Below are 16,441 nucleotides of genomic sequence, written 5' to 3'. Positions count from 1 at the left end.
GACGCGACGAGCGGCCCGCGCACGGCCCCGTTCGCGAGGCGTCGGGGACCGGCTCTCCAGAGAGGGGAAGCACGTGGCGACCACCGGTAAGCAGCCAGGGGCGAGAGGTCTGGGCCTCTGGGTCATCGTCTTCGGGATCATCTTCATCGTGGCCGGGGCGGTCACCTGGGGTGCGGTCAGCACCAACCTCGCCGCCGAGAACATCACCGTGTCCGACGACGCGAGCGCCTTCCAGGGCCAGCTCGTCGACACCCCGTGGGAGGCCTGGGTCCAGGCCGACATCATCAACCACCACGCGCTCGACGCTTCGGGCGGCAAGACCTACGCCGAGCTCGACCGCGAGGACCCGGTCCGCGAGACGATGATGACCGCGTCCTTCCTGCGGTCGTCGCTGTTCACGTCGGTGGTCGCGTTCGGGGTCGCGCTGCTCGTCGTCGGCGTCGGTGTCGCGCTCCTGCTCGTCGGGATCGCGCTGCGTCGGCTGAGCCCCGTGGTCGTCGACGACGACACGTCCGCGCACACGCGCGTCGCGCCGGCGGTCGCTCCGGCGAGCGCGTCCCCGGTGGTCGCCGCGCCGGCTGCCCCGGCGCCGCCTGTCACCGCGCCGCCCGCCCCGGTCGCCCCGGCGACCGCGGCACCCACGACCGCGGCGCCCACGACCGCGGCCCCCACGACCGCGGCCCCCTCGACCGCGGCGCCGCCCGCGGTCGAGGGGCACACGCACGCCGCCCCGCCCGACCCGACGGTCGAGCGCGACGACCGCGCCTGACCCCCGCCGCCGAGGCCCGCGTCCCGCCCGGACGCGGGCCTCGGCCGTGCCCGGACCGTTTCAATTCGCGGCCCCTGAGTCCGATAGTTGCGGATTAAACGGTTATACCTCTCGAAATGACGTCACCCGTTCTGGTTACCGTCCCGCATGGCGCCACGGCCGGCGCCGACCCGCGGTCAGGCACCCGACCCACCATCCGACGGACACCCGACGGACGCCGACGGACCTGGTGACGGCGCGGGACGTCGAGAGAGGGGAAGACGTGACGACGACAGCACGCAGCCGCGCAGCCCGGAGCCTGGGTCTCTGGGTCACGATCCTCGGGATCACCTTCATCGTGGCCGGCGTCGGCTCCTGGGTGGGCGTGAGCGTCAGCCTCGGCTCCGAGCGGATCACGGTCTCCGACGACGCACCGGCGTTCGGCGGCAACCGGCTCGACACGCCCTGGGAGGCGTGGGCGCAGACCGAGCAGATCAAGAAGCACGCGCTCGACGCGTCCGGGGGTCAGACGTTCGCGCAGCTCGACCGCGACGACCCGGTGCGCGCGACGCTCGAGACGGCGTCGTTCCTGCGCACGTCGCTGCTCACCTCCGTGATCGCGTTCGGCATCTCGCTGCTCGTGATGGGGGTCGGGCTGGGGCTGCTGCTCACGGGGCTGGCGATCCGCAAGCTCGCGCCGGTCGCGCAGGTCGAGCCGGCCGCGGTGGCCGAGCGCGCGCCCGCGGGCGTGGCGCCGGCCTCGCCGGCGATCGCCTGACCCCGGCGCACCCGGCACACGACGAGGGGCCCCGACCGCCGGTCGGGGCCCCTCGTCGATACGGGCGTCAGCCCCGGCGCCGCACGCCGGAGACGACGGACCCGACGAGGAGCGCCACGCCCGCGCCCGCGACCAGCACGATCGCGGCGACGTCCACGTCGATCTGCCGGCCCGCCGCCCAGGCCAGGACCCCCACGCCGAGCACGGCGAGCACCAGACCCCACACGACGGTCCCGACGCGCGGTGCGCGCACGTCGCGCTCCGGGCGCACGGGCGGCGTCTCGGGGGCCGGCTGCGCCGACGTCTCGTCGGGCTCGAGCACCTGCGTGGCGCCCGTCGTCGGGTCGGTCTCGTCGACCGCCGGGTCGGGCGACGTCGTCGCGTCCGGCTCGAGGCCGCGCGGGTCCTGCGTGCTCATGAGTCCTCCCGGGTGATGGTGACCTCGCCCGCGCCCACGGACACGTCGAGGGACAGCTGTGGCGAGCCCGCACGGCTCGCGTCGTCGCGGAACGTCGTCCCGCCGATGCCGATCCCGGACGTGCTCTCGTACTGGCCGTCCACGTCCCACGTGGCGCTGCCGAGGCCGATCCGTGCCGTCGCCTCGACGGCCGCGTCCGCGGGGACGACGACGTCGAGCCGACCGGCGCCCACCGAGATCGGCACGACGAGGAGATCGTCGGTCAGCGGGACGTCCGTGAGGTCGAGCGTGGCCTCGCCGGCACCGAACCGCAGCCCGTCCTGCGCGGCCGCGCGGCTGGTCACCACGACCGGGGCGCCTGGACGGTGCACGCCGGCCTCGTCCCAGGTCCAGCTGCGGTGCTCGACGGCACCCGCGGGGAGCGACACGAGCAGCGCGACGATCGCGAGGAAGCCGAGCGACCCGCTCGAGCGGCCCCGCAGCCCGGCGACGACGACGCCCGCACCCGCGAGCACCGCGGTGACCCCGAGCGTCGTGAGCAGGACCGGACCGTCGTAGCGGTCCGCGCGCTCGGCGGCGAGCAGGCCGGCGAAGGTGAGCAGCGCCAGCGCGACCACGACGCCCACGCTCGTCGCGCCGGGCCCACGGCGGCGCGGCTTGGTGGGCGCGGGCACGTGGGGTGTGGACGCGTGCGGCCGGGAGACGTAGGGCGCGGTCGCGTAGGGGGCGGTCGCGTAGGAGGCGGTCGCGGGCGGCCCGCTCGGGGCGCCGTAGGGACCGTACGGGGCGTGCCCGGCCGTGCCCGTGTGGGGCGGGGTCCCGTACGGCGGCGCAGAGGTCGGTGCAGAGGAAGACGCAGAGGTCGGCGCAGACGGGACCGGGGCGGACGGCTGCCCCGGGGTCGGGCCGTAGGGGCCGTACGGCGGGCGCGGCGGCTGGCCGGCCCACGGTGGCACCGGGCCGCGCGACGGACGGCTGCGCGTCACCAGGACCAGCACCGTCACGGCGACGGCGACGACGAAGCCGAGCCACAGCAGGCCGGACAGCACGCCGAACACCCCGTGCGCCCAGCGCGGGCCGGCGTTCCACCAGCCGTTGTCGCCGCGGCCCAGGCCGATCACGAGGAGCGCGGCCGCGCCGAGCACCGCGGTGTCGAACCGTCCGGCGACGAGCTCCTCGGCGTGGATGCGGCCGTCGCGGCGCTCGGGCAGCAGGGCCCACGCGATCGCGTAGGCGACCGCGCCGACCCCGGACAGCAGGAACGTCACGACGAGCAGGCCGCGCACGATGAGCGGGTCGATGCCGAGCCGGTCGGCGACGCCGGCGCACACGCCGCCGACCCAGCGGTCGTCGGAGCGCTGGACGCCGAGCCGGCGCATGGCGCCGAAGAAGCCGCCGCCGTCGGGGCGGGGCGCCCCGTCGGGTGCGGGTCCGTCGGTGGGCTGGGGGAGGCGGCAGGCGGTGGTGTGCCGGGCGTGGTCGAGCTCATACGACGATCGTGGCGGCCGCGGCCCGCGCGCGACATCGGGTGCTCCCCTGACCGGACCCTGAACCCGGGGTCCGCACCCCGGGTCCGGGCCCTGAGCGACGCCCTGATCCCTGCCCTGATCCGTGCGTGATCCGCGCCTGCGGCGCTGTTCGGCGGCCCCGGTCGGCGTCGTGACGTGTGACGATGCGGTGGTGGACCTGACTGCCGGACCGACCGCCGTGCCGCGCCCCCGCGTGCCGCGCGGCGCGCTGCGGCGCCCCGAGCGCGGGCGCTGGGTCGGTGGTGTCGCCTCCGGAGTCGCGGCACACCTGGGCCTCCCGCTGGGCGGGGTGCGCGTGGCGTTCGTCGTCGCGACGCTCGTCGGCGGGGTCGGCGTGGTGCTGTACGTGTTCTGGTGGCTCACCGTCCCGCCGGGCGACCCGTGGGACGTCGCGGCGGCGTCGCGGCCGTCCAACCTCGCGCGGCTCGCCGGCCGGCCGGGCGGCGACGACGAGCACCCGCGGGGCCGCCGGTGGCCCGTGACCGACATCGCGGTGGGTGTCCTGCTCGTCGTGGTGGCCGGGGTGCTCGTCGCGGTGCGCACCGACCGGCTCGACGCGGGCTGGGTGCTGCCGCTGCTCGTCGTCCTGGCGGGTGCCGCGCTCGCGTGGAGCCAGCTCGACGAGGTCGCGCGGGGTCGCTGGCGCAGCCGCGCGGGCGGCCGCACGCCCGTGTCGGTGGTGCGGCTCCTGGGTGGTGTGGTGATCGCGGGCGTCGGTGTGCTGCTGCTCGTGGGGCGCGCGACGGGCCCCGGGGTGGACGCCGCGACGTTCGTGCAGTCGGTGGTCGCGTCGCTCGCGGTGCTCGCGGGGGTCGCGCTCGTCGTCGCGCCGTGGTGGCTGCGGCTGTGGCGGGCGCTGGCCGACGAGCGGGCGGCGCGGGCGCGCGAGTCGGAGCGCGCCGACATCGCCGCGCACCTGCACGACTCGGTCCTGCAGACGCTCGCGCTCATCCGCGCCCGGGCCGACGACCCGGCGGAGGTCGCGCGCATGGCCCGCGCCCAGGAGCGCGAGCTGCGCGAGTGGCTGTACGACGACCGCCCGGCGCCCGGCACGTCGCTCGCGGCGGCGCTGCGGGACCTCGTCGCCGAGGTCGAGGACTCGCGCTCCGGACCGGGTGGCGAGCCGGTGGCGGTCGACACGGTCGTCGTCGGCGACCGCGTGCCCGACGAGGCGACGGCGGCCCTGCTGCAGGCGACGCGCGAGGCGCTCGTCAACGCGGTCGTGCACGGCCGCCCGCCCGTCTCGCTCTACCTCGAGGTCGGCGCGGCCGAGGTCGAGGTCTTCGTCAAGGACCGCGGCGACGGGTTCGACCCGGAGGCAGTCTCACCCGACCGGTTCGGCGTGCGTGAGTCGATCCTGGGCCGTGTGCGCCGCCGCGGCGGCACCGCGACGGTGACGAGCCGGCCCGGCCAGGGCACGGAGGTGCACCTGGCGATGCCGTTCGCGGCGAGCGCGCCGGCCGACCCGTCTAGCGTGACGCCGACCGGGCCCGGCACCGGCGTCCCCCTGTCCGCGGGTGCGCAGGCACCGACCGAGGAGGAGTCATGACGCAGGACGTCCCGCAGGTGCCCGACCGGATCGCCGGCTCGGCCGGGCCGGGCGCGGTCGACGTCGTCCTGGTGGACGACCACCACCTGTTCCGCACGGGTGTGCGTGCGTCGCTCGACGAGCGGGTGCGCGTCGTCGGGGAGGCGGCGGGCGTGGACGAGGCGGTGCGCGTCGTGCACGAGCTGCGCCCGCCCGTCGTCCTGCTCGACGTGCACCTGCCGGGCGGCGACGGGGGAGGGGGCGCGGAGGTGATCCGCGCGTGCGCCGACGTCCCGGGGACGCGGTTCCTCGCGCTGTCGGTCTCGGACGCGGCGGAGGACGTGGTGGCGGTGATCCGGGCGGGTGCGCGCGGATACGTCACCAAGGCGATCGACGGGAACGCGCTGAGCGACGCCGTGCGTCGCGTCGCGGACGGCGACGCGGTCTTCTCGCCGCGGCTCGCGGGGTTCGTCCTCGACGCGTTCGGCGCGGCGGCGGGGGACGTCGCGACGGGCGACGACGAGCTCGACCGGCTGTCCGCGCGTGAGCGTGAGGTCATGCGGCTGATCGCGCGCGGCTACACCTACCGCGAGGTCGCGGGGGAGCTGTTCATCTCGATCAAGACCGTCGAGACCCACGTGTCCGCGGTGCTGCGCAAGCTGCAGCTGTCGAACCGGAACGAGCTCACGCGGTGGGCCGCGGCGCGGCGCCTGCTGTAGCGCGCGAGGTCTGGGGTGCGCGGGGCGGCGACGCCCGACGGGCCGATCCTGACACGGTGTCAGAACGTCATGCTGCCCGTCGTATCCTTGCGGCATGGAGCTCCTGAAGAACCTGCTGCTCGTCCTGCACCTGCTGGGCTGGGCCGTCGTGCTCGGCGGCGTGCTCGTCAGCATGCGCGACCCGAAGATCCCGGCCGGCGCCCTGCACGGTGCCCTCACCGCCCTCGTCACGGGCATCCTCATGGTGGGGGTGAAGGAGATGAGCGACGACCTGGCCGACCCGAACATGGTCAAGATCACGGTCAAGCTCCTCATCACGCTCGTCGTCACCGCGCTCGTCGTCGTCGGCGGGCGTCGGCCCGAGAAGGTGACCACCGGCTTCCTCGGTGCGATCGCCGGCTTCACCGTGCTGAACGTCGCGATCGCGGTGCTCTGGCACTGACCCGTCCACCCTGCCCGTGGCCTCGCGCCGCGGGCAGGGTCCGCGCCCGGTAGCCTCGGGCCTCGTGCCGGGCTGGGGAGAGGTCGTCGTCGGGGTCGTCGTCCTCGTCGGGCTGTTCGGGGTCGTCGTGCAGGTGCTGCCCGGTGCGCTGCTCGTCGCGGGCGCTGTCGTCGTCTGGGGCGTCGTCACGGGTGGCGTCGTCGGCTGGACGGTCGCGGTGGTCTCCGTGCTGGTCACGGCCGCCGCCATGGTCGGCAAGTACCTCCTCGCCGGACGGCACCTCAAGCGTGCCGGCGTGCCCGGCAGCACGCTGGTCTGGGGCGGCGTGGCCGGCGCCGTGCTGTTCTTCGTCATCCCCGTGGTCGGGCTCGTCGTCGGCTTCGTCGGCGCGGTGTACCTCGCGGAGTGGGTGCGTGTGCGCCGGGCGCAGCCCGCCTGGCGCGCGACGCTCGCCGCGATGCAGGCGACCGGGCTGACCATCCTGGTCGAGCTCGCCGGCGCGATGCTCGTCACGCTCGCGTGGCTCGTCGGCCTCGCGACCTCGTGACCCGCGTCCCGGGACCGGAGGTGCCGCGTGGGGCGTCCCCGGGTGTCGGTGGCGGCGCCTAGGCTGGTCGGGCCATGACGTCGCTCTTCGAACACCTCCCCGACTCGCTCGGCAGCTCCTTCCGGTCAGCCGTCGCGGCGGCCGCCGCGCGCTCGCACGCGGGCGAGTCGTCCGGGTTGCCGCTCGTCGTGCCGCCGCGCGGCGACTCCCCGGACGGCGCGTCCGACGGGTCGGCAACCGGACCCCACGAGTCCGCCGCCGAGGACCGGCGTGCGCATGACGACGCGGCCCGCGCGGAGCGCGCGCTGGCCCTGCTCGAGGGGCTCAACCCCCAGCAGAAGGAGGCTGTCACCCACCACGGCGGGCCGCTGCTGATCGTCGCGGGCGCCGGCTCGGGCAAGACGCGCGTCCTCACGCACCGCATCGCGTACCTGCTGGCCATGCGCCGGGCGCGCGCGGGCGAGGTCCTCGCGATCACGTTCACCAACAAGGCCGCGGCCGAGATGCGTGAGCGCGTGGGCGGGCTCATCGGCCCCGCCGCGGGGCGCATGTGGGTCTCCACGTTCCACTCCGCGTGCGTGCGGATCCTGCGCCGCGAGGCGACCACCCTCGGGCTGCGCTCGAGCTTCTCGATCTACGACTCGGCCGACTCGCAGCGGCTGCTCACGCTCGTGGCGCGCGAGCTCGACCTGGACCCCAAGAAGTACCCGGCCAAGGCGCTCGCGTCCAAGATCTCGTCGCTCAAGGACGAGCTCGTGGACCCCGAGACGTTCGCGGCGACCTCGGGCGGAGGCGCGGCGAACGACTTCGACACCGCGCTCGCGCAGGTCTACACGCGCTACCAGGCGCGGTTGCGCCAGGCGCACGCGCTCGACTTCGACGACCTGATCATGACGACCGTGCACCTGCTGCAGGCGTTCCCCGCGGTGGCCGAGCACTACCGCCGCCGGTTCCGGCACGTGCTCGTCGACGAGTACCAGGACACCAACCACGCGCAGTACGTGCTGGTGCGCGAGCTCGTCGGCACGGGGGCCGAGGACGGCCTCGAGCGCGGCGAGCTCACGGTCGTCGGCGACGCGGACCAGTCGATCTACGCGTTCCGCGGCGCCAACATCCGCAACATCCTGGAGTTCGAGGCCGACTACCCCGACGCACGCACGATCCTGCTCGAGCAGAACTACCGCTCGACGCAGACCATCCTGTCCGCGGCGAACGCGGTCATCAGCAAGAACCCGGGCCGCAAGCCCAAGCGGCTGTGGACCGACTCGGGCGCGGGCGCGCAGATCGTCGCGTACGTGGCGGACGACGAGCGCGAGGAGGCCCGGTTCGTCGTCGAGGAGATCGACCGGCTCGGGGACACCGCGGGTGTGCGTCCCGGCGACGTCGCGATCTTCTACCGCGCGAACGCGCAGTCCCGCGTGATCGAGGACGCGCTCGTGCGCGTGGGGCTGCCGTACAAGCTGGTCGGCGGGACGCGGTTCTACGAGCGGCGCGAGATCAAGGACGCCATCGCGTACCTGCGCGCGGTCGCGAACCCCGACGACGACGTGAACCTGCGGCGGATCCTCAACGTGCCCAAGCGCGGGCTGGGGGAGCGCTCGGAGGCGATGGTCGCGTCCTTCGCCGAGCGCGAGCGCATCTCGTTCGGGGCCGCGCTCGAGCGCCTCGACGAGGTCCCCGGGCTGGGCACGCGGGCGGTCACGGGCCTGCGCGCGTTCGTCGAGCTCATGGCGGGACTGCGCGCGCTCGCGGCGAGCGCCGGCCCGGCCGAGGTGCTCGGCGCGGTGCTCGACCGCTCGGGCTACCTGGCCGAGCTGCGCGGCAGCGAGGACCCGCAGGACGCGTCGCGCGTCGAGAACCTGGCCGAGCTGCACGCGGTGGCGACGGAGTTCGAGCAGAGCGACCCCGACGGTGACCTGGCCGACTTCCTCGAGCGCGTGTCGCTCGTCGCGGACTCCGACCAGATCCCGTCGCCCGACGGCGGCGACGAGGTCGCGGACGACCAGCCCGAGCCCGGCGTCGTGACGCTCATGACGCTGCACACCGCCAAGGGCCTCGAGTTCCCCGTGGTGTTCCTCACGGGCATGGAGGACGGCACGTTCCCGCACCTGCGCTCGCTGTCCGACCCGGACCAGCTCGCCGAGGAGCGACGGCTCGCGTACGTGGGCCTGACCCGCGCGCGCGAGCGGTTGTACATCTCGCGTGCGGCGATCCGTACGGCGTGGGGCGTGCCGAACGAGTTCCCGCCCAGCCGGTTCCTGGCCGACCTGCCCGAGGAGCTCATCGACTGGCGCCGCCGCGAGTCCTCCACCTCGGCGTTGCGCGGCGGGTGGGGCTCGGGCTTCGGCGCGGGCGGGCGCTCGGGCGGGTCCGGCTACGGCTCGGGCTCGGGGTACGGCTCCGGCCGTGCCGGGTCCGGCGGGTACCCCGCCAAGCGCGACGAGCGCCCGGCGCTGCCGTCCACCGGCGCGACGTTCGGCTCCGCGACCCCGCGCCCCGCCGGCGCGATCCCGTCGCTCGAGATCGGCGACCGCGTGACGCACGACGCGTACGGCCTGGGGACGGTCGTGGCGCTCGAGGGGGCAGGGCACAACGCGGTCGTGAAGGTCGACTTCGGGACCGAGGGGACCAAGCGTCTGCTGCTCCGGTTCTCACCCGTGACGAAGTTGTGACCTGCGGCTTTGCCATGATCCCGGGCTCGGGCGACAGTCTCGGGGTGAACCGCCGACCGGTGGGTTCGTCGCGGACCGGAGTGTCCGCGTCCGGCGTCCGCCTGAAGGCACCTACCGTGGCCTTCAGCAGCGAGCAAACGAGGTGCTGGTGACCACCACGACGTCGCGTCCGGAGTCCGGCGAGCAGACCGCTCCCGAGCCGACCACGCGCCGCCGTACGGCCGGGCACATCCGCGGCCTGGACGGGCTGCGGGCGATCGCCGTGCTCGCCGTGATCGCCTACCACCTGTGGCCCGCGGCGGTGCCCGGCGGGTTCCTCGGCGTCGATGTCTTCTTCGTGGTCAGCGGGTTCCTCATCACCACGCTGCTGCTGCGGCGCATGGGCGGCGGCGGTGGGCTCGCGCTGCGGGACTTCTGGGTGCGCCGGGCCCGGCGCCTGCTGCCCGCGCTCGCGCTCGTCCTGGTGGTCGGGACGCTCGCCGCGCGCCTCGTCGAGCCGGACCTGCTCGTGGGTGTGCGACGCCAGTGGCTCGGCGCGTGGACGTTCTCCACCAACTGGCTCGAGATCGCGGCGGGGTCGAGCTACTTCGACGCGACGCAGCCCGAGCTGTTCCAGCCGTTCTGGTCGCTCGCCATCGAGGAGCAGTTCTACGTCCTGTGGCCGCTCGTGCTCGCCGGCCTCGTGCTCGCCGCCGGCGCCCTGCACCGGCACGGCGGGCGCAGCATCGCGATCGCGGTCGGCGGTGCCGCCGTGGTCTCCGGCGTCCTCATGGCCGTGATGTACACGCCGGGGGACGACCCGACGCGCGTCTACTACGGCACCCCGACGCACGCCTTCGGCCTCCTCGCCGGGGCGGCGCTCGCGATCGCGGTGACCGGGCGGCCCGCAGCCGCGCCCGCCGGCGGGTCGCCGAGCAACGTCCGGGCGCTGACCCGCGCGCTGCCCGTCGTCGGGCTGCTCGTCCTCGCGGCGCTGGTCGCGCTGCTGCGCGACGACTCCTCGTTCACGTACCGGGGCGGCATCGTGCTCGGTTCGCTCGCCGCGCTCGCGCTCGTCGCGGGCTGCGCGTCCGAGCAGCCCCGTGCGCTGCTGGCGGTGCTCGAGCTGCGGCCCGTCGTGTGGGTCGGGGACCGCTCGTACGGGCTGTACCTGTGGCACTGGCCCGTGATCCTCGTCGTGGGCGCGGCCTTCGGGGACGCGCCGGGCTCCCCGCTGTGGTGGCGCGTCCCGGTCGTCGCGCTCGCGCTGTCGTTCGGGCTCGCGCACCTGAGCCACCGGTTCGTCGAGATGCCGGTGCGGCGCGACGGCTTCCGGGCTGTCGCGGCTCGTGCGGCGGCCGCGCTGCGGGGTCCACGGCCGGGCGCGCGCCTCGCGGGCGTGCTCGCCACCGTGCTCGTGCTCGGCGCGGTCGTCTCGGTCGCGACCGCTCCGGCCGTGACCTCGACGCAGCGGGCGATCGAGGCGGCCCAGCGCGAGATCGACCGGCGCGCCCAGGAGCAGGCCGGTGACGGCACGACGGGCGGGGACGAGAAGGGCACGGACCCGAAGGGCACGGATCCGAGGGACACGGACCCGAAGGGCGCCGACGGGCAGGACCCGGACGCGCAGGACCCGGACGCGACGGACCCCGACGGGGAGCAGGGCGGCGAAGACGGGGCCGGCGGCCCCGGCCGTGATGCGCAAGGCGCGATCGACGGGTCGGGCGTCGTCGGGTTCGGCGACTCGGTGCTGTCCGGCGCGGCGCCCGCGCTGTTCGACGCGTTCCCGAAGATCGCGATCGACGCCAAGCCGATCCGCAAGTGGCTCGACGCCCCGGCCGTCGTGCGCGACGCCAAGGACGCGGGCGGTCTGCGCCCGGTCGTGGTCCTCAACTTCGGGACCAACGGCGGCTTCAAGTTCGACGGCTCGCGCGAGGCGTTCGAGGAGACGCTCGACATCATCGGGCCGGAGCGCCAGGTGCTCGTGCTCACCGTCGTCGGGATCAGCTACTGGGTCGACGACGCGAACGCGGAGCTCGTCGAGATCGCGAACAGCCGGCCGAACGTGCACGTGGTGGACTGGCACGCGTACGTCGCGAAGCACCCGGGCCTGCTGCACTCGGACAAGACGCACCCGAACATGGAGGGCATCGTCGCGTTCGCGGACCTGCTGCGCGAGGCGCTCGAGAAGCTCGACTCCTGACTCCGCTCGGGCAGTCAGGCGGCCGCCGCCCACGCCGCGGTGACCGCGTCGCGGACCGCGTCGTCGGTCAGTCCGAGGGCGCCGAGCGCGGCGTGCGCGCCCGTCTCGTCGAGCCGGACCGCCGCCAGGAGCAGGTGGCCGGTGTCGATGCTCCGGCGCCGGCTGCGCACGGCCTCGCGCAGGGCGACCTCGAGGAGCTTCTTGGCGTCCGGGGTGAACGTCCTCGGGGAGGTCGGCGGGCCGGCGTCGAGAGCGCCGGGACCGAAGGTCGACTCGACCTGCTCGCGGATCGCCGCCAGGTCGACGCCGATCGACGCGAGCGCCTCGTCGTCGAGCCCCTCGCGCGCGCGGACCGCGGCGGCGACGTCGTCGGGCTGGATGCCGAGCGACGCGAGCGCGCGCCGCGCGGCGCCGTCGGTCCGCACGGCCGCGAGCAGGACGTGGTCGGAGTCGATGCGCTCTGCCCCGAGCGCGCCGGCCTCGTCCTGGGCCAGGGTGACCGCGGCGCGGGCGTCGCGGGTGAACCTCTCGAACATCAGGGCACCGCCTTCCCGTACTTCTTGTGGACGGCCTGGCGCGTCACGCCCAGGCAGTCGGCGATCTGCTGCCAGGACCAGCCCCGGCGGCGGGCACGCTCGACCTGGAGGGCCTCGAGCCGGTCCGCGAGGGTGCGCAGCGAGCGCACGGCCCGCAGGCCCTCGGCGGGCTCGGCGGCGCCTGCCGCGGTGAGCAACGAGTCGCTCCCGGTCATGGTGTCAACATAGGTTGACTGCCATCTGGATGTCAACATCGGTTGACACGCGGCGCGGCGGCCCGCATCGCCCTACCGTGTCCCGGTGAGCATGGGCGGGCCGGGCGGCCGAGGACGAGGAGCGGGTCGACCGCTCGACGAGGCGGCGCAGCGCCGCCTCAACGCGCAGGCGCCTCGCGTGCCGCAGCTGCGCCGCCGCGTGGTCGCGCTGTTCCGGCCCTACCGCGGGCGCATCGCCGTGACGGGCGTCATCGTCGTGGTCGCCGCGGGGATCGCCGTCGTCCCGCCGCTCGTCGTGCAGCGGATCTTCGACGACGCCCTCTTCCCGCTCGACGGCGGGCCGCCCGACCTGCCGCTCCTGGTACGCCTCGTCGTTCTCATGGTCACGCTGTTCCTCGCGTCCGCCGCGCTCACCGTCGCCCAGACCTGGCTCACCTCGACCGTCGGCAACCGCGTGACGGGCGACCTGCGCGTGCGCCTCTTCGAGCACCTGCAGTCGATGGAGCTCGGCTTCTTCACCCGCACCAAGACGGGCGTCATCCAGTCCCGGCTGCAGAACGACGTCGGCGGCGTCGCGGGCGTCCTGACCAACACCGTCACCACGATCCTGGGCAACGCGGTCACCGTGGTCGCCTCGCTCGTCGCGATGGTGCTCATCGACTGGCGTCTCACGCTCGTCGCGGTGGTCCTCATGCCCGGCCTCGTCGTCGTGCAACGGCGCGTCGGCCAGGTGCGGGCACGCATCGCCGGCGAGACCCAGGAGTCGCTGTCGGAGCTCACGTCGATCACGCAGGAGACGCTCAGCGTGAGCGGCGTGCTGCTGTCCAAGTCGTTCAACCGCCAGCAGTCCGAGTCCGCGCGGTACCGGGCGGAGAACGACAACCAGGTGCGCCTGCAGGTACGGCGAGCCATGAGCGGGCAGGGGTTCTTCGCGGTCGTGCAGGTGCTCATGGCGAGCGTCCCCGCGGTGGTCTACCTGGTGTCCGGCCTGCTGATGCGCGACCCGGCCGGCCAGACCATCACCGCCGGCACCGTCGTCGCGTTCACGACCGTCCAGGCGCGACTGCTCGGGCCGCTGCTCGGCCTCATGCGCGTCGCGCTCGACGTGCAGACCTCCGGCGCGCTGTTCGCCCGGATCTTCGAGTACCTCGACCTGCGGCCCGTCATCCGCGACGAGCCCGGCGCGATCGACGTCGAGCAGGCGCCCGGACCCCTCGGCCGGGTCGAGTTCCGCGACGTCGTGTTCCGCTACCCCGACTCCGCACCCGGCTCGCGCGCCACGCTCCAGGGCGTGAGCTTCGTCGCCGAGCCGGGGCAGCACGTCGCGTTCGTCGGTCCGTCCGGCGCGGGCAAGACGACCGTGCTGTACCTCGCGCCTCGCCTCTACGAGGCGTCGGAGGGTGCCGTGCTGTTCGCCGGGCAGGACGTGCGTGACCTCACGCAGCGCTCGATCATCGCGTCGGTCGGCATCGTCTCGCAGGAGACGTACCTGTTCCACGCGACCATCCGCGAGAACCTCGCGTACGCGAAGCCCGGCGCGAGCGACGAGGAGATCGAGGCCGCCTGCCGCGCCGCGAACGTCCACCACGTCATCGCGGGGTTCGAGAAGGGGTACGACACCGTCGTCGGGGAACGCGGCTACCGGCTGTCCGGCGGCGAGAAGCAGCGCATCGCGATCGCCCGCGTGCTGCTCAAGGACCCGCCCGTCCTCCTGCTCGACGAGGCGACCTCCGCGCTCGACACCGTCTCGGAGCGGGTCGTGCAGGAGGCGCTCGACGCCGCGGCGCACGGGCGGACCACGCTGACCATCGCGCACCGGCTGTCGACGGTGCTCGACGCCGACGTCATCCACGTGGTCGACGCCGGGCGCATCGTCGAGTCCGGGACCCACCCCGAGCTCGTCGCCGCGGGCGGGCTGTACGCCGAGCTGGCCGCGCAGCAGCTCGCGACCTCCCGGGTGCTCGCGAGCGAGCCCCACGAGCCGCCGGCAGACCACCCGTCGCGCCGCGCCGACCGCGCCCCCGACGAGGTCCCGGCCGACGTGCCCGACGCCCTCGCCGACGACGTGCCCGACGCCCTCGCCGACGTGCCCGACGACCTCGACGACGAGGCAGACGACGTGCCCGGCGCCGCGAGAGGACGGGTCACGCCGTCGCCGACGGCCAGTGACCGTGCGGGAACGCCGACGACTGACCCGTCGCGTTGGTGACGTGGACCGTCGCCGTCGCCGCGGCACCCTGGACGGCCATGAGCCCGGCGACCGCCGCGACGACCATGCCGCTCGTCACCGCCGCCTCCTCGACGACGAGCAGGACCCCCGCCCACGAGAACACCGCCGAGCCGAACGCGGCGATCGCGACCGCGAGGGCGGTCACGACCTTCGCGACGATCACCCCGAGCGCGACGTAGAACGCCAGCCCCGCGGCGGCGCACGTGGTCAAGGACGTGGCCACGGCCGTCGCGACGGCGTGCACCTGAGCCGCGGCCGGCGCCTGCCCCGCGACCGCCGCGCGGTACGCGGTCGCCGCCGCGCCCTCCCACGGCGTCGTGTGCAGCGCGGACGGCTGGAGCGCACCGGCCACGCGCGAGGCCGGTGCGCCGACGTCCGTGACCCAGTCGTTCGCGCGCACGAAGAACAGCACCGGCGCGGCGGCGCCCGTGAGCAGCTCGCCGACACGCGCGGCGAGGTCGCGGCCGAGGGCCACGAGCCGGTCCGTGCACGAGCGCACCGCGTCGGCCAGCCACCCCGGCACCCATGCGTGGCCCACGGCGTGCGACGCCGCGCGAGGGAGCTCCGTGAGCTGTCCGGACAGCGTGCGCACGCCGGCGCGCAGGCTCTCGACGGTCGCCTCGTAGGTGGCGGGGCTGAAGTCGGCGTGCCCGACGGTGATGACGCTGGCTGGGGTCATGGCGGTGTCCTCGCGGTGTCGGCGGTGCTGGCGGCAGGGCGTTGCTGGCGGCAGAGCGGTGCTGGCGGCAGGGCGTTGCTGGCGGCAGAGCGGCGGTGCGGGGCGTGGTCGAGCGTGGTGCGGTGTCGATCAGGGGTGCGGGTGGGCGGCGGGCCCCGGGGCTCAGAACGTCCCGGTCACGCGGTCGGCCACGGCCGCGTCCCGGCGCTCGTACGCCTCGGCGACGGTCCGCAGGGCGGCAGCGACGTCACTCATGGCCGCGCCGCCTTCCGTGCAGCGCCCGACGACGTGGTCGACCGCGTCGGCGTGCGCATCGCGCATGAGCGCGAACACCCCGCTCTCCAGGGTCGACAGGCGCAGCCGCCCGGCGGCCTGCGCGACCTGGCGGATCCCGGCCGCCTGCTCGTCCCAGGTGACGGCCTCGCGACGCAGGGCCGCGAGGACGACGTCCACGTCGGCGCTCACGTGCGGTCGCCGGCCGACGCCGGGTCTGCGGTCAGCGCCCGCAGGTGCGCGAGCACCTCGGCGAGCAGCGCGTCGCTCACGGCGGGCGCCTGCGCGGCGAGCCGGTGCCGCAGGTCCGTGACGGCGGCGCGCACCGCTCCGGTGAGCAGCCGGGACAGCTGGGTGCCGCTCGTGCGCGCCACGCGTGGCCCGCGTAGCGTGACGCCGACGATCCCGCCGCGCACCACGCGGACCTCGATCTCGTGGTCGAGCGCGCTGCCGGTGCCGACAGCCGCCGCGTCATCGGCCTGCGACGCCGCCGACAGCGACGTGATCGCGATCTCCGCGAGCTCGTCGAGCGGGCGCGGGGTGCCCGCGGGGGCGGGGCTCGCCACGGGCGCGCTCGGCGTGCGCCGGCGCCGGTCGGCGTCGTCGGCCAGGGAGGCCCACGCCCGCTCGTCGAGCGTCCGGGCGGCCGTGCGGGCGGCGTCGAGCACCGCGGCGGCGAGGTCGTCAACGGCGGCGTGGCGCTCCCAGCCGTCGACGACCTGCACGGCCGCGGGGGAGCCGTGCGCGTCGAGGGTGACCCGGGCGAGCCGACGGCCGTCCCACGCGGTGGTCGTCTCACGACCCGACGACGTCTCGCGGCCCGGCTCCGCCTCGTGACCCGCCTCCGCCTCGTCGCCCGCGGGTGCCCACGCGCCGGGTGCGTGGGGATGGTCCCGGTGGGTGCTCTGGTGGGGCATCGGTGCTCTCCTCGCCGTCGTCGTGCGC

16 protein-coding genes are annotated in these 16,441 nt (G+C 75.2%); 9 read left to right on the top strand and 7 right to left on the bottom strand.

What is annotated here, in order from left to right; genetic code table 11:
- The first annotated feature begins 73 nt into the window (after positions 1 to 73).
- Both CBP52_RS18700 and CBP52_RS08995 read left to right on the top strand, forming a co-directional pair.
- Complete coding sequence (locus tag CBP52_RS18700) at positions 74 to 769, top strand: hypothetical protein (protein WP_369826207.1); 696 nt, start codon at positions 74 to 76, stop codon at positions 767 to 769.
- 262 nt (positions 770 to 1,031) lie between these two features.
- The gene (locus CBP52_RS08995; protein ID WP_094180657.1) at positions 1,032 to 1,526 is read left to right on the top strand and encodes an aromatic ring-opening dioxygenase LigA; all 495 of its coding nucleotides are present in this window, start codon (positions 1,032 to 1,034) and stop codon (positions 1,524 to 1,526) included.
- Positions 1,527 to 1,593: 67 nt separating this feature from the next.
- Here the strand turns inward: CBP52_RS08995 and CBP52_RS08990 are convergent, their stop codons facing one another.
- On the bottom strand, positions 1,594 to 1,944 hold the full coding sequence (locus CBP52_RS08990; protein WP_094180656.1) for a hypothetical protein: 351 nt from the start codon (positions 1,942 to 1,944) through the stop codon (positions 1,594 to 1,596).
- Complete coding sequence (locus CBP52_RS08985) at positions 1,941 to 3,323, bottom strand: PspC domain-containing protein (protein WP_094180655.1); 1,383 nt, start codon at positions 3,321 to 3,323, stop codon at positions 1,941 to 1,943. The genes CBP52_RS08990 and CBP52_RS08985 overlap by 4 nt, the downstream gene beginning before the upstream one ends.
- A 301-nt stretch (positions 3,324 to 3,624) precedes the next feature.
- Between CBP52_RS08985 and CBP52_RS08980 the strand changes: the two genes are divergently transcribed.
- From CBP52_RS08980 to CBP52_RS08955, 6 genes are all read left to right on the top strand, one after another.
- Positions 3,625 to 5,022: an ATP-binding protein gene (locus CBP52_RS08980; protein WP_232514420.1), complete on the top strand. Its 1,398-nt coding sequence runs from the start codon at positions 3,625 to 3,627 to the stop codon at positions 5,020 to 5,022.
- Positions 5,019 to 5,720: a response regulator transcription factor gene (locus CBP52_RS08975; RefSeq protein WP_094180654.1), complete on the top strand. Its 702-nt coding sequence runs from the start codon at positions 5,019 to 5,021 to the stop codon at positions 5,718 to 5,720. Before CBP52_RS08980 ends, CBP52_RS08975 begins: the two co-directional genes overlap by 4 nt.
- A gap of 94 nt (positions 5,721 to 5,814) precedes the next feature.
- Positions 5,815 to 6,162, top strand: coding sequence for a hypothetical protein (locus CBP52_RS08970; RefSeq protein WP_094180653.1), 348 nt, complete (start codon positions 5,815 to 5,817; stop codon positions 6,160 to 6,162).
- Between the two features lie 64 nt (positions 6,163 to 6,226).
- Complete coding sequence (locus tag CBP52_RS08965; protein WP_094182290.1) at positions 6,227 to 6,709, top strand: DUF456 domain-containing protein; 483 nt, start codon at positions 6,227 to 6,229, stop codon at positions 6,707 to 6,709.
- A gap of 74 nt (positions 6,710 to 6,783) precedes the next feature.
- The gene (gene pcrA, locus CBP52_RS08960) at positions 6,784 to 9,381 is read left to right on the top strand and encodes a DNA helicase PcrA (protein WP_094180652.1); all 2,598 of its coding nucleotides are present in this window, start codon (positions 6,784 to 6,786) and stop codon (positions 9,379 to 9,381) included.
- 148 nt (positions 9,382 to 9,529) lie between these two features.
- Positions 9,530 to 11,563: an acyltransferase family protein gene (locus tag CBP52_RS08955; protein ID WP_232514419.1), complete on the top strand. Its 2,034-nt coding sequence runs from the start codon at positions 9,530 to 9,532 to the stop codon at positions 11,561 to 11,563.
- A gap of 14 nt (positions 11,564 to 11,577) precedes the next feature.
- Here CBP52_RS08955 and CBP52_RS08950 read toward each other — a convergent pair whose 3' ends face one another.
- Together CBP52_RS08950 and CBP52_RS08945 are read right to left on the bottom strand one after the other, a co-directional pair.
- On the bottom strand, positions 11,578 to 12,099 hold the full coding sequence (locus CBP52_RS08950; protein ID WP_094180650.1) for a Clp protease N-terminal domain-containing protein: 522 nt from the start codon (positions 12,097 to 12,099) through the stop codon (positions 11,578 to 11,580).
- The gene (locus tag CBP52_RS08945; protein WP_094180649.1) at positions 12,099 to 12,314 is read right to left on the bottom strand and encodes an RNA polymerase subunit sigma-70; all 216 of its coding nucleotides are present in this window, start codon (positions 12,312 to 12,314) and stop codon (positions 12,099 to 12,101) included. The genes CBP52_RS08950 and CBP52_RS08945 overlap by 1 nt, the downstream gene beginning before the upstream one ends.
- 91 nt (positions 12,315 to 12,405) lie before the next feature.
- Between CBP52_RS08945 and CBP52_RS08940 the strand changes: the two genes are divergently transcribed.
- Positions 12,406 to 14,523 (top strand): ABC transporter ATP-binding protein, encoded by a 2,118-nt coding sequence (locus CBP52_RS08940; protein ID WP_094180648.1) that lies wholly within the window; start codon positions 12,406 to 12,408, stop codon positions 14,521 to 14,523.
- Here CBP52_RS08940 and CBP52_RS08935 read toward each other — a convergent pair.
- The 3 genes from CBP52_RS08935 to CBP52_RS08925 form a co-directional block, all read right to left on the bottom strand.
- Positions 14,459 to 15,223: a hypothetical protein gene (locus tag CBP52_RS08935; protein ID WP_094180647.1), complete on the bottom strand. Its 765-nt coding sequence runs from the start codon at positions 15,221 to 15,223 to the stop codon at positions 14,459 to 14,461. The two genes, CBP52_RS08940 and CBP52_RS08935, sit on opposite strands and share 65 nt — an antisense overlap.
- A gap of 162 nt (positions 15,224 to 15,385) precedes the next feature.
- On the bottom strand, positions 15,386 to 15,688 hold the full coding sequence (locus CBP52_RS08930; protein WP_094180646.1) for a type VII secretion target: 303 nt from the start codon (positions 15,686 to 15,688) through the stop codon (positions 15,386 to 15,388).
- Complete coding sequence (locus CBP52_RS08925; protein ID WP_094180645.1) at positions 15,685 to 16,413, bottom strand: hypothetical protein; 729 nt, start codon at positions 16,411 to 16,413, stop codon at positions 15,685 to 15,687. The genes CBP52_RS08930 and CBP52_RS08925 overlap by 4 nt, the downstream gene beginning before the upstream one ends.
- Between the last annotated feature and the right edge of the window lie 28 nt (positions 16,414 to 16,441).

Source organism: Cellulomonas sp. PSBB021 (genome assembly GCF_002240455.1).
GTDB classification, from domain to species: domain Bacteria; phylum Actinomycetota; class Actinomycetes; order Actinomycetales; family Cellulomonadaceae; genus Cellulomonas; species Cellulomonas uda.
This window is presented reverse-complemented; position numbering and strand designations above follow the sequence as displayed.

Excerpts from the sequence above, each read along its gene's own strand:
- CBP52_RS08990 (WP_094180656.1), bottom strand. The coding sequence starts at position 1,944 with ATGAGCACGCAGGACCCGCGCGGCCTCGAGCCGGACGCGACGACGTCG.
- CBP52_RS08925 (WP_094180645.1), bottom strand. The coding sequence starts at position 16,413 with ATGCCCCACCAGAGCACCCACCGGGACCATCCCCACGCACCCGGCGCG.
- pcrA (WP_094180652.1), top strand. The coding sequence starts at position 6,784 with ATGACGTCGCTCTTCGAACACCTCCCCGACTCGCTCGGCAGCTCCTTC.
- CBP52_RS08970 (WP_094180653.1), top strand. The coding sequence starts at position 5,815 with ATGGAGCTCCTGAAGAACCTGCTGCTCGTCCTGCACCTGCTGGGCTGG.
- CBP52_RS08950 (WP_094180650.1), bottom strand. The coding sequence starts at position 12,099 with ATGTTCGAGAGGTTCACCCGCGACGCCCGCGCCGCGGTCACCCTGGCC.
- CBP52_RS08945 (WP_094180649.1), bottom strand. The coding sequence starts at position 12,314 with ATGACCGGGAGCGACTCGTTGCTCACCGCGGCAGGCGCCGCCGAGCCC.
- CBP52_RS08935 (WP_094180647.1), bottom strand. The coding sequence starts at position 15,223 with ATGACCCCAGCCAGCGTCATCACCGTCGGGCACGCCGACTTCAGCCCC.
- CBP52_RS08985 (WP_094180655.1), bottom strand. The coding sequence starts at position 3,323 with ATGCGCCGGCTCGGCGTCCAGCGCTCCGACGACCGCTGGGTCGGCGGC.
- CBP52_RS08940 (WP_094180648.1), top strand. The coding sequence starts at position 12,406 with ATGGGCGGGCCGGGCGGCCGAGGACGAGGAGCGGGTCGACCGCTCGAC.
- CBP52_RS08975 (WP_094180654.1), top strand. The coding sequence starts at position 5,019 with ATGACGCAGGACGTCCCGCAGGTGCCCGACCGGATCGCCGGCTCGGCC.